The sequence below is a fragment of the Brevibacterium sp. W7.2 genome (assembly GCF_018137945.1).
GTDB classification, from domain to species: domain Bacteria; phylum Actinomycetota; class Actinomycetes; order Actinomycetales; family Brevibacteriaceae; genus Brevibacterium; species Brevibacterium sanguinis.
In genome coordinates this window covers 670,297-682,046 of sequence record NZ_CP073089.1, presented here as the reverse complement: position 1 = coordinate 682,046, position 11,750 = coordinate 670,297, and the positions used below count along the sequence as shown (strand labels likewise).

Here is an 11,750-nt window from a genome sequence, read left to right as displayed (position 1 = left end):
TCCGGGGTCACCGGCACGTCCTCTGAGCACGGTTGATCCCCGCGCCGAGGCGGTCGGCGGGCGCGCTCGCGCGTGCCCTCACGTGACCTGCCGGCTCAGCGGTGCTGATTCCGCATGTCGACATCCTTGTTGCGCCCCGGCAGGCTGCGTTCGTGTCCGCGTTCGGGGGCGACGATGATCTCCTGTGCCCCGGTGACGATCCCGCCCTCGCCGAGGTCGACGGTGAGCGGGGCGTCGGCGGCGACGGTGCGCTTGACGACGGCGAGGCCGATCGGCCCGAGCTCGTAGTGCTGCGCCACCGAGGTCAGCTCCCCGACGGGACGCTGCGTGCCGCGCACGGTGCTCATCACCTCGGCGCCGGGGTCGGGATGGATGTGGCCCGATCCGTCGAGGTGGACGAAGACGAGGCGCCGAGGCGGCTGTCCGAGGTTGTGGACCCGGGCCACCGCCTCCTGACCGCGGTAGCAGCCCTTCGCGAGGTGGACGGAGGTGCGGAGCAGGTCGAGCTCGCCGACGAGCGACTTGTGGTCGATCTCGCTGCGTCCCGGCCGCCACGCGGCCACGCGCAGGGCCTCCCAGGAGTCGAATCCGGCCATCCGGAACTCGCTCGCCGAGGTGGTCGCCAGCTCCGCGCGGGCGACGATGCCGATGACGAAGGGGGTCTCGAGACCGGGATGCTCACTGCCGGCGACATCGAGTCCGAGGTCGACCTCGGCGTAGGAGGCGGATCCGGTGCCGATGTGCGGCCACGGATCGGCCCAGACCTGCGTCAAGGGCAGGGCCTCGGGCAGAGCGCGGATCGCGCCGATGGCCTGGTAGTCGGCGCTGACGTCCTCGATCGTCACGCGCATCATGAAGACCATGCGGCGGAGGAAGTCGAGGGTCTCGTCGGTGCGCAGGTCGCTGAGCGCCCACAGCGCCTCGCCGTCGTCGATGAGCTTGAGCCAGCCCTCGATGCGCCCGTTGGGGTCGAGGACGAGAGTCTCGGTCGCGATCCCCGGGGCCAGCGTGTCGAGCTTCTGCGTCGTGATCGAGTTGAGCCAGGTGAGCCGGTCGGCACCGGTGAGGCAAAGGACGCGGACGTGGGCGAGGTCGACGATCGCGCCGCGTTCGGCGAGCGCCCGCTGCTCGCGCAGCGGCTCACCGTAGTGCATCGGGGTCTGCGCCAGATCACCGGTGCCGAGGACCGCGGCCGAGTTCAGTCCGCGCGGCAGCGAGGAAGGACGCGGGGGTGTCGCGGTGTCTGGGTCCGGAGTCGGGTTCCCGGTCATCTCAGCTGAGCTTCTTCAGCCTCGCCGAGGAGTGGGTGGCGAGTTCGTGGCCGAGGGCGGCCATGTCCCACGCCCACATGAGTTCGCCGCCGACGAGTCCGTACATCCGCGTCGAGGCGGTGTACTCCTTCGCAGTCTTCGTCCGCGCGACGACGTCGGTGGAGAGGTCGATGCGCGGGCCCTTGACGTAGCCGGCGTAGAGCTCCATGACACCGTGCGGGTGGACGATCTCGGCTTCGATCTCGAAGGCGTCGTCGTTCGTCCGCAGGGTCTCGACGGCCGCCGCCGAGGTGAAGCTCGGCTCCTCGGTGGGCACGAGCATGCCCGGTCCGACGTCGCCGTTGTCGCGGGGGCGCACGAGCTGCCAGATGCCGGTCTCCAGGGTGAGCGTCGCGTCGAGCTCGCCCTCCTCGGTGAGCAACCACGCATGCGCGGTGTACTGGAGGTACGGGGTTCCCGGGTGCGCGACGAACTCGATGCGCTGGCCGAACTGCTTCTCAGGGGTGTCGGCGTATCCGACGACGCCGACGCCTTCCCACGAGCCGATGAGCCACGAGAGGGGAACGAGTTCCGGGTTGACGGAGGCGTCGATCTCGATCATGTGTCTCAGCGATTCACGACGATGAGGGACTTGACGACCTTGTAGGCGACGCCGAGGGCGCCGAGCGCGGCAACGCCGACGAGTCCGGAGAAGACGATTTCGAGAAGCACGAGGTTTTCTTCCATGTCGTCGAGTCTACAGTCCCGTCCCTGAGCTCAGCCAACCGCTCTTTCCTGGCAGGTGACCCAGCAAGGATGGTGGTTAGAGCGCGATGCGCTCGAGGGCGTAGACGACGACACCGCCGAGGGCGATGGGGGTGGCGCCGAGGGCGAGCTGGACGGCGAAGCTGCGGGCCTTCTCGACGTTGCGCTTGGCCGCGAGGTTCTGCGCGAGCTCGAGGTTCGTCGCCTGATACCTCGCGTACGCGATGAGTCCGAGCATCCGGTCGACACCGGCGACGAGGAGTCCCATGACGGCACCGAGGACGAGGGCGATCGGCAGCCCGATCGTCGAATCGAGGACGAGCACGGACACGATCCCCGCACTCGCCGTCGCCATCGCCACCGCGAGCGGCGAGGTGTAGATCGCCGGCCACGGCAGCGCGGTCATGCATTCGGCGATGATGAGGGCGGCGAGGCCGACGACGATGACCTGCTTGTCACCGGGCACCGTCGCCGCCGCCACCCACGTGCTCGCCGAGAGGACGATGACGACGCCGGCGACCTGCGCCGACACGTTCGCCACGGCGTCCGAGGCGCCCATGCCGCGGGTGAGGTTCTGGACGAAGGTCCACAGCAGTCCGAGGCCGGCGAGCACCGGCAGCCAGTCGAGGTAGGGGGCGGAGTCGTCACGCCATGCGGCGAAGAGACCCGCGAAGCCGAAGAGGGCGAGCATGATCGAGGTCGCGCGCGGCTGCGGGGAGTCCGTGAGCCGCGGCCAGCCGTAGGAGACGCCGAGGACGATGAGTCCCGTCGCGAGCAGGAAGAGCGTGTAGCCCCAGTACACCGACCCGCTCAGGGCGACGGCGAGGGCAAGCGCGACTGCTACTCGTATCCATCTGATCACTCATCTATCGTGCCCTATCGGTCCGGCGTGCGACGATTCCCGCACCGCTCGGCCGCCATCTGTCCGCCGTCGTCGCCGGCCGCGCGCAGCGCCGCCGACCGCCGAATGACGGGACGCCTCGCACCCGGCTGAGCACGCTCGATATACTCTCCCTCAAGCCGAACACGGAAGACCACAGGGGGCAGGCAGAGCATGAGGATCCTGCACATCTGCCCCGCCCTGGAACCCGCGACGCCACTCGTTCCGCAGTCCCTCGAATACCTCGGCCATCACGTCGAGCGCATCGGCCTCGACATGCTGGCCGCGACGACGACCGACGCCGAGGTGGCCCTCGTCGACGCGTGCCTCGACCTCTCGCTGGCCCCGCGGATCGCCACGGCGCTCGAGGCCGCGGGCCTGCGCCTGCCGATCATCGTCGTCCTCAGCGAAGGCGGGCTGGCCACGGCATCGGCGCGGTGGGCCGTCACCGACATCCTCCTCTCCACGGCCGGCCCCGCCGAGGTGGAGGCCCGGCTGCGGCTGGCCCGTGACCGCGCCGGCACCGTGGGCGTCCCGGGCGCGATCCGCTCCGGGGCCGAGCTCGGCACCGGCGGGTCCGGGGCGAACGGGGCGGGCGCGGCGAGCGGCTGGAACGAGAACGGCGAGCCGATGGTCGTCGTCAGCGGCGCGCTGCGCATCGACGAGACCTCGTTCACCGCCGACCTCGGCGGTCGTCCGCTCGACCTCACCTACCGCGAGTTCTCCCTGCTCAAGTTCTTCGCGATGCACCCCGAGCGCGTGTTCACCCGCGACGAGATCCTCCTCGGCGTCTGGGGCGACGACTACTACGGGGGCACCCGCACCGTCGACGTCCACGTCCGCCGGCTGCGGGCGAAGCTCGGCAAGGACCTCGAGAACGCGATCCACACCGTCCGCAACGTCGGCTACCGCTTCAGCCCCGACGCCGGCGCCGAGGAGGACGAGACCGCGGACCCCGAGCCGGCAGCAGAGACCCCATCGAGAGACACGGAGATGAGTGCATGAGAATCGTCGCGAGCGGAGCCGTCACCGGCACCCCGATCGACACCGTCACCGAGGCGGAGCTGTCCTTCCTCGATCGCGTGACCGCCCACGACGGGGCCGCGGAGATCTCCGGCGGGCTGCTCGCGATCGCCACCGGTGAGGACACCGCCCATGACGCGCAGACCGCTTCGAGCGTGTGGCGCGTCTACGACGACGCGGCGACCACCGACGCAGCGTCCACCGGCGCAGCGACCACCGGCGCAACCGACAACGCAGCCACCGACGCCTCAGCCGCCCCGCTCATCGGCTTCGGCATCCGGGCCCGGCAGGGAGAGAGGCACGCCGCGGAGTTCCTCATCGACCCCGACCACCGCGGTCGCGGCCACGGCGAGGCCCTGCTCACCGCGATCCTCGCCGAGGAGCCGAGCGCCTGGTGCTGGTCGCACGGCGACGACCCGGCCGCCCGGCACCTCGCCGCCCGGCAAGGCCTCAGCCGCGACCGGGTGCTCTATCAGATGCGCACCGACCCCGACCTCACGCTCGACGCTCTTCCCGCGGCCGCGCCGCCGGCGGGCGTGACGATCCGCTCGTTCGCCCCGAGCGACGAAGCCGGATGGCTGCGGGTCAACAACGCCGCCTTCGACTGGCACCCCGAGCAGGGCCACCAGACGCTTGAGGACATCGCGTCGATCGTCGGCGCTGACGGCTTCGATCCCGCAACCGTGGTCATCGCCACCGGCACCGTCGACGGCACCGACACCGTCATCGGCTTCCATGAGACGAAGCTCACGGACACGGAAGCGGGCGACCGCCTCGGCGAGGTCTACGTCGTCGGAGTCGACCCGGGCGTCCATGCCAAGGGCGTGGGCCGGGCGCTCACGGTCGAGGGCATGCGGCGGATGGTCGCGGCGGGGGCGACCGCGATCGAGCTCTACGTCGAATCGGACAACGCCCCGGCGCTAGGCTTGTACGAGCGGCTGGGATTCCACGTCGCGGTGGCGCATGTGTCGTATGCGCCGGCCACACCGGCTCAGAGCACCCAGGAGCAGTTGGATGTATGACGTCATCGCCGCCGGGCAGGAACTCGACCTGCCCTCCCCCGAGGACCGCTTCCTCGACCGGGAGCTGAGCTGGCTCGCCTTCAACGAACGCGTCCTCGACCTCGCCTCCGACCCCGAGGTGCCCCTGCTCGAACGCGTGCGCTTCCTCTCGATCTTCGCGACGAACCTCGACGAGTTCTTCATGGTCCGCGTCGCCGGGCTCAAGCGCCGCATCAACACCGGCCTCGCCGTGCCCACGGTCACCGGACGCATGCCCCAGCAGGTCATGCACGCGATCAACATCCGGGCGCATGAGCTCATGTCCCGGCACGCGGAGCTGCTGAAGAACGAGATCGGCCCGCTCCTCGACGCCGAGGCGATCACGAAGGTCTCGATGGACGAGCTCACCGAATCCGAGCGCGCCCGCGTCGACGAGTTCTTCGCCGGACACGTCTACCCCGTCCTCACCCCGCTCGCCGTCGACCCCGCGCACCCGTTCCCCTACATCTCGGGACTCTCGCTCAACCTCGGCGTGCTGCTGCGCTACCCGGACTCCGGCAAGGAGCTCTTCGCCCGGGTCAAGGTGCCCCCGCGTCTGCCCCGGTTCTTCAATGTCGCCGAGGTGACCGACCGACCCGCCGGACGCGACGTCCCCGCCCGCTTCGTCGCGCTCGAGGACATCATCGCCGCCCACCTCGACGCCCTGTTCGAGGGCATGGAGGTCATCCACCACTCGACGTTCCGCGTCACCCGCAACGAGGACCTCGAGGTCGAGGAGGACGACGCGGAGAACCTCCTCAAGGCCCTCGAGAAGGAGCTGCTGCGCCGTCGCTTCGGTCCGGCGGTGCGCGTCGAGATCACCGAGGACATCCACCCCCGGGTGCGGGAGATGCTCAAGGACGAACTCGGCATCGACGAGTCCGAGATCTACCAGCTGCCCACCCCGCTCGACCTCTCCGGCATGGCCGACATCGCCGATGTCCCGCGCGACGACCTCCACTTCCCGAAGATGGTCCCGCAGATGAACAAGGACCTCTCGCTGCGCGAATCGAGCGACCAGGTCGACGTGTTCGCCGCCGTGTCGAGCCGGGACATCCTCCTCCACCACCCGTACGACTCGTTCTCCACGAGCGTCCAGGCGTTCCTCGAGCAGGCGGCCGCGGACAAGAACGTCCTCGCGATCAAGCAGACGCTCTACCGCACCTCCGGCGACTCGCCGATCATCGACGCCCTCGTCGACGCCGCCCAGTCGGGCATCCAGGTCCTCGCCGTCGTCGAGATCAAGGCCAGGTTCGACGAGGAGGCCAACATCACGTGGGCCCGCAAGCTCGAACGCGCCGGCGTCCACGTCGTCTACGGCATCGTCGGGCTGAAAACCCACGCGAAGCTCTCCCTCGTCGTCCGGCAGGAGGCCGAGGGGCTGGCCCGCTACTGCCACGTCGGAACCGGCAACTACCACCCGAAGACCGCGCGCCTCTACGAGGACTTCGGGCTGCTGACGAAGGACAAGGCCGTCGCCGACGATCTCACGAAGCTGTTCAACCAGCTCTCCGGCTACGCCCCGCGGGCCGAGTACTCCCGTCTCCTCGTCGCCCCCACCCGGGTGCGCGCCGGTCTCATCGAGCTCATCGAGTCAGAGATCAGGATCGCCGAGGCGGGTGGTGCCGGCAGCGTGCGGATCAAGGTGAATTCGATCGTCGACGAGGCGATCATCGACGCCCTCTACCGCGCCTCGGCGGCCGGGGTGGAGGTCGAGGTCTTCGTTCGCGGGATCTGCGCCCTGCGCCCGGGCATCCCGGGGCTGAGTGAGAACATCACCGTCCGCTCCGTGCTCGGCCGCTTCCTCGAGCACTCCCGCGCGTTCGTCTTCGGCAACGGCGGCGACCCGATCGTCTACATCGGCTCGGCGGACATGATGCACCGCAACCTCGACCGCCGCGTCGAGACCCTCATCGAGCTCGTCGCCCCGAACCACAAGGCGGAGATCATCGAGCTCTTCGACCTCGCGTTCGCCCCGACCACCTCGGCGTTCGAACTCGCCGGGGACGGCGTGTGGACGCGGACGACGCACGCACCCGACGGCGCGGAGCTCACCGACTACCAGACGGAGCTCATCCGCCGGCACCGCAAGCGCCGTCTGATCGGAGAGGACGCGTGAGCCCTTCGACGGTCGATTCCGCGCAGGCATCATCGCGGGTCACCGCCGACATCCTCGCCGCCGGCGCGGTGTGCTGGCGCAACGGCGCCGCGGGCATCGAGGTCGCCCTCATCCACCGGCCCCGGTACAACGACTGGTCGTGGCCCAAGGGCAAGGTCGAACCCGGGGAGACGCTGCCGGAGGCCGCGATCCGCGAGGTCAGGGAGGAGACGGGCTTCGAGATCCAGCTCGGGGTCCCGCTCCCGACGGCCGAGTACATGGTCGGCGGGCGCAACCTCAAGAAGGTCTTCTACTGGTCGGCCCAGGTCAAGGGCGAGGCGACGTTCGCGCCGCTCAACCGCCGAGAGGTCGATGAGGCCGTATGGCTGCCGATCGCGCTGGCCCGCACGAAGCTGACGTCGTATGCCGACCGCGACCAGCTCGACGCCCTCGAGAAGTACGACGAGACGGACGCGCTGCGGGCGTGGCCGCTCATCCTCGTCCGCCACGGCAAGGCGTTCCCGCGGGCGAAGTGGTACGAGACCGAGCACGTCCGCCCCCTGCTCGCCCTCGGCACCCGGCAGGCGATGGCCCTGACCGGTCTGCTCGCGGCGTGGGAGGTGAAGAAGCTCGTCTCGAGTCCGTGGAAGCGGTGCGTGGCGACCCTCGCCCCGTTCTCCGCGGCGACCGGCAAGTCGATCAAGAAGGTCGCGACGCTGAGCGAGAAGGCGACCGCCGCGAACCCGGAGAAGACGGCGCGCTACATCGAGAAGCTGCTCGAGAAGGGCCGGCCGACGGCGTTCTGCACGCATCGACCCGTGCTGCCGACGATCCTCGAGGTCTTCGCCCGGCACTCCCCCAAGCGCATCGCCCAGACCCTGCCGACCGACGATCCCTACCTCAAACCCGGTGAGATCCTCGTCGCCTATGTCCGGCCCGGCACGGTCCCGCGCATCGTCGACGTCGAGCGCTTCCGCCCCATCGACGCGTGAGCGCGACGCCGGGTGCGACCGCGGGTCCTGCTGCCGCGGTCTCACGGGACGAAGCAGCACCGGATACGGCACGGTCGAGGCCTGGGCACAGCAGCCTCGGCGTCGAGTCTTTCACGAATCCCCGCCCGCATGTGACCGAGCACTCAGCACGGCTCCAATGCTTCAGCTCCCATTCACCTTCCATTCACTGAGCCACTCCCCTCGCTTTACACATCATCCTTAGCGTTGTCGGTGAACGTTCGGGATCGCTCGAAAACGTGTGCTCAATCAGAAAGGCAACTTCGTGAAGCTGAAGCATCTTGCCCCCTCCGCTGCATTCCTCGCAGTCGGCGCTCTCACCCTCTCGGCGTGTGGCGGAACCTCCGCCACCGGCGAATCCGCCAGCGGCGGCGGCGAAAGCGACCTGCAGGGCACTCTCACCGGCATCGGCGCCTCCTCGCAGAAGGCGGCGATGGATGCGTGGACAGCCGACTTCACCTCCCAGAACTCCGGCGTCACGGTCAACTACTCGCCCGACGGCTCGGGTGCCGGCCGCGAGCAGTTCCTCGCCGGCAACGCGCAGTTCGCCGGTTCCGACGCCTACCTCGACGACGAAGAGATCGCCCAGACGCAGGAAGTCTGCGGCCCCGACGGAGCCTTCGAGTTCCCCGTCTACATCTCCCCGATCGCCGTGGCGTTCAACGTCGAGGGCGTCGACTCGCTCAACCTCTCGCCCGCCACGATCGCCGGCATCTTCAAGGGCGACATCACGAACTGGAACGACGAGGCCATCGCCGCCGACAACCCGGATGCGACCCTGCCCGACCTCAACATCACCGCCGTGCACCGCGCCGACGACTCGGGCACCACGGAGAACTTCACCGAGTACCTCAAGGCGACCGCCGGTGACGTCTGGGACGAGGATCCCGACGGCAACTGGCCCGGCGCCTACGGCGGCGAAGCCGCCCAGGGCACCGACGGCGTCGTCCAGACCGTGACCGACACCAACGGTGCGATCGGCTACGCCGACGCCTCGGCCGTCGGTTCGCTCACCTCGGCGAAGGTCAAGGTCGGCGAGGAATTCGTCGAGCTCTCCCCGGAGGCCGCCTCGAAGGTCCTCGACGCCTCGGAGACGGTCTCGGGCCGTGGTGAGGGCGACCTCGCCTTCGACCTCGCTCGCGACACCACCGAGTCGGGCGCCTACCCGATCGTCCTCGTCTCCTACCACATCGTGTGCTCGTCCTACTCGGACCAGAACACCGTCGACATGGTCAAGGCGTGGGAGCAGTACGTCGTCTCGGAAGAGGGACAGGCCTCGGCTGCTGAGTCGGCCGGTTCCGCTCCGATCTCGAGCGACCTCCGCGACCAGATCAACTCCGTCCTCGACACCATCCAGGTCTCCGGCTGAAACTGACGCTTTGACCTGCCATTCTGTACAGTCGAAGAGCGGCGTAGCTCCCGCTACGCCGCTCTTCGGTGCCCACGATCCGCTGCGGATCCCCACCTGCGACATGAGGAGCAGCTGTGCCGACCAGCACACAGACCACTGAGGCAGACCCGGCCGGCGCGCCTCAGCCGAGCGCCCAGGCGGCCCCGGCCAGGGCGCCCAAGGCCGTTGTCCGGCCCGGCGACCGCATCTTCTCCGGCGCGACGCTCGCCGCCGGCATCCTGATCCTTCTCACCCTGGCCGGCGTCGCCCTCTTCCTCCTCGCGCAGTCGAGCGAAACGATCGAGGCCCAGCTCACCGATCCGAGCGCGATCACCGGCGGCAACGGCTTCTTCGCCTATGTGTGGCCGCTCGTCATCGGCACGCTCGTGTCCTCGGCGATCGCCCTCGTCGTCGCGACCCCGTTCGCGCTCGGCATCGCGCTCTTCACGACGCACATGGCTCCGCGCCGGCTCGCCCCGGCCCTCGGCTACGTCATCGACCTGCTCGCCGCCATCCCCTCGGTCGTCTACGGCCTCTGGGGCCTCACGCTCGCCGGCAACCTCACCGGCTTCTACGGGTGGCTCGCAACGTGGTTCGGGTGGATCCCGATCTTCGCCCCCGGCGCCGACGGCGCGATCTCGAGCACCGGTCGCACGCTGCTCACCGCCTCCCTCGTTCTCTCGATCATGATCCTGCCGATCATCACCTCGCTGACCCGCGAGATCTTCCTCCAGACCCCGCGCCTGCAGGAGGAGGCGGCGCTCGCGCTCGGCGCCACCCGCTGGGAGATGATCCGCATGGCAGTGCTGCCGTTCGGCAAGTCGGGCATCGCCTCGGCGACGATGCTCGGACTCGGCCGCGCCCTCGGTGAGACGATGGCCGTCGCGATGATCCTATCCCCCGGCCTGCTCACCGCGTCGCTGCTCGTCAGCGGCAACCAGACCATCGCCTCGGAGATCGCGCAGAACTTCCCTGAGGCCGCAGGACTGCGCCTGTCCGAGCTCATCTCGATCGGCCTCGTCCTCTTCGTCATCACCCTGCTGGTGAACATGGCGGCCCGCGCAATCGTTGCCAAGACTTCCGTGAAGGGCAGTTGATGATGTTGACGACCTCGGACAATGCGACAACCAAGACCCGTTCGCTGACGTCGAAGCAGCTGCCCAAGGCGACCCCCTGGATCATCGCGGCGGCCTCGATCATCGTCGGCATCGGCATCACCGTCGTGGCGACCGGCGGCTTCTCCGTCGCCATCGCCGCGATCATCGCCGGCGTCATCAACCTCGCCGCGGTGCTCATCATCTCCGGCGCCTACGAGGGTCGGCGCAAAGCCGTCGACCGCGTCGCCACGACGATCGTCACCTCGACCTTCGTCCTCGCGTGCGTGCCCCTCGTGTCGCTGCTGTGGCTGACCGTTTCGAAGGGCGGAGCGGCGATCAACGTCGATCTGCTCACCCGCACGATGCTCGGCATGAAGGGCGTGCTCGACCAGCAGTACGTCGCCGGTGAGGCCTCCCTGGCCGGCGGCTTCTACCACGCGATCGTCGGCACCGTGCTCATCACGTTCGCCGCCTGCGTGATCTCCATCCCGATCGGTGTGCTCACCGCGATCTACCTCGTCGAGTACGCGGGCAAGAACCGCCTCGGCAAGGCCATCACCTTCCTCGTCGACGTGATGACGGGCATCCCGTCGATCGTCGCCGGTCTCTTCGCCTTCGCGCTCTTCTCGACGATCCTCGGGCTCGTCATGCCGGATGCGACAGGCAGCGCGAAGACGGGCTTCACCGCCTCGGTGGCGCTGTCGGTGCTGATGATCCCGATCGTCGTGCGCAACACCGAGGAGATCCTCCGCCTGGTGCCGATGGACCTCCGTGAGGCCTCGTACGCTCTCGGCGTGCCGAAGTGGAAGACGATCGTCAAGGTCGTCCTCCCGACCTCGGTCTCCGGCATCCTCTCCGGTGTGACGATCGCGATCGCCCGCGTCATCGGCGAGACCGCCCCGATCATGGTCACCGCCGGATTCGCGAAGACGCTCAACTGGAACCTCTTCTCCGGCTGGATGTCGACGCTGCCGACCTACATCTATGATTCGCAGCTGCGACCCGTGTCCCCGGGTGACGCGGCGCTGGCGAGCTCCGAGCGCGCGTGGGCCGCGGCCCTCGTCCTCGTCATCCTCGTCATGCTCCTCAACCTGCTGGCCCGCTTCATCGCCAAGGTCCTCGCCCCCAAGGCCGGCCGATGAACTGACCGACACGCAGCCCCGGCGGGCGATGTCAGGCGCCGGCCGCCTCGGCGCG

General features: G+C 69.1%; 10 protein-coding genes. 7 read left to right on the top strand and 3 right to left on the bottom strand.

Features of this window, described 5'->3' with window-relative positions:
* Positions 1-95: 95 nt before the first annotated feature.
* From J9315_RS02935 to J9315_RS02925, 3 genes are all read right to left on the bottom strand, one after another.
* On the bottom strand, positions 96-1,271 hold the full coding sequence (locus J9315_RS02935) for a folate-binding protein YgfZ (protein WP_211978764.1): 1,176 nt from the start codon (positions 1,269-1,271) through the stop codon (positions 96-98).
* Position 1,272: 1 nt separating this feature from the next.
* Positions 1,273-1,872, bottom strand: a complete 600-nt coding sequence (locus J9315_RS02930) for an FABP family protein (protein ID WP_198499649.1) — start codon at positions 1,870-1,872, stop codon at positions 1,273-1,275.
* A 201-nt stretch (positions 1,873-2,073) separates the two neighbouring features.
* A complete protein-coding gene (locus tag J9315_RS02925; RefSeq protein ID WP_232623703.1) occupies positions 2,074-2,877 on the bottom strand; it encodes an ammonia permease in 804 nt (267 codons plus the stop codon).
* Between the two features lie 192 nt (positions 2,878-3,069).
* Here J9315_RS02925 and J9315_RS02920 point away from each other — a divergent pair, with 192 nt between their 5' ends.
* The 7 genes from J9315_RS02920 (at position 3,070) to pstA (ending at position 11,695) form a co-directional block, all read left to right on the top strand.
* Positions 3,070-3,900 carry a winged-helix domain-containing protein gene (locus J9315_RS02920; RefSeq protein ID WP_211978763.1) on the top strand — a complete coding sequence of 277 codons (831 nt, stop codon included), beginning with the start codon at positions 3,070-3,072 and terminating at the stop codon, positions 3,898-3,900.
* Complete coding sequence (gene mshD / locus J9315_RS02915; RefSeq protein ID WP_211978762.1) at positions 3,897-4,940, top strand: mycothiol synthase; 1,044 nt, start codon at positions 3,897-3,899, stop codon at positions 4,938-4,940. Before J9315_RS02920 ends, mshD begins: the two co-directional genes overlap by 4 nt.
* Positions 4,933-7,077, top strand: a complete 2,145-nt coding sequence (locus tag J9315_RS02910) for an RNA degradosome polyphosphate kinase (protein WP_211978761.1) — start codon at positions 4,933-4,935, stop codon at positions 7,075-7,077. Before mshD ends, J9315_RS02910 begins: the two co-directional genes overlap by 8 nt.
* A complete protein-coding gene (locus J9315_RS02905) occupies positions 7,074-8,048 on the top strand; it encodes an NUDIX hydrolase (RefSeq protein ID WP_211978760.1) in 975 nt (324 codons plus the stop codon). Before J9315_RS02910 ends, J9315_RS02905 begins: the two co-directional genes overlap by 4 nt.
* 283 nt (positions 8,049-8,331) lie before the next feature.
* Complete coding sequence (gene pstS, locus J9315_RS02900) at positions 8,332-9,435, top strand: phosphate ABC transporter substrate-binding protein PstS (RefSeq protein WP_198499653.1); 1,104 nt, start codon at positions 8,332-8,334, stop codon at positions 9,433-9,435.
* 227 nt (positions 9,436-9,662) lie between these two features.
* Complete coding sequence (gene pstC / locus J9315_RS02895; RefSeq protein ID WP_198500788.1) at positions 9,663-10,553, top strand: phosphate ABC transporter permease subunit PstC; 891 nt, start codon at positions 9,663-9,665, stop codon at positions 10,551-10,553.
* Positions 10,553-11,695 carry a phosphate ABC transporter permease PstA gene (pstA, locus tag J9315_RS02890; RefSeq protein ID WP_211978759.1) on the top strand — a complete coding sequence of 381 codons (1,143 nt, stop codon included), beginning with the start codon at positions 10,553-10,555 and terminating at the stop codon, positions 11,693-11,695. Before pstC ends, pstA begins: the two co-directional genes overlap by 1 nt.
* The last annotated feature ends 55 nt before the right edge of the window (positions 11,696-11,750 follow it).

Bases quoted from the DNA above. Each gene is read 5' to 3' on its own strand.
- pstA (WP_211978759.1), top strand. From the start codon at position 10,553: ATGATGTTGACGACCTCGGACAATGCGACAACCAAGACCCGTTCGCTG.
- J9315_RS02935 (WP_211978764.1), bottom strand. From the start codon at position 1,271: ATGACCGGGAACCCGACTCCGGACCCAGACACCGCGACACCCCCGCGT.
- mshD (WP_211978762.1), top strand. From the start codon at position 3,897: ATGAGAATCGTCGCGAGCGGAGCCGTCACCGGCACCCCGATCGACACC.
- J9315_RS02920 (WP_211978763.1), top strand. From the start codon at position 3,070: ATGAGGATCCTGCACATCTGCCCCGCCCTGGAACCCGCGACGCCACTC.
- J9315_RS02930 (WP_198499649.1), bottom strand. From the start codon at position 1,872: ATGATCGAGATCGACGCCTCCGTCAACCCGGAACTCGTTCCCCTCTCG.
- J9315_RS02910 (WP_211978761.1), top strand. From the start codon at position 4,933: ATGTATGACGTCATCGCCGCCGGGCAGGAACTCGACCTGCCCTCCCCC.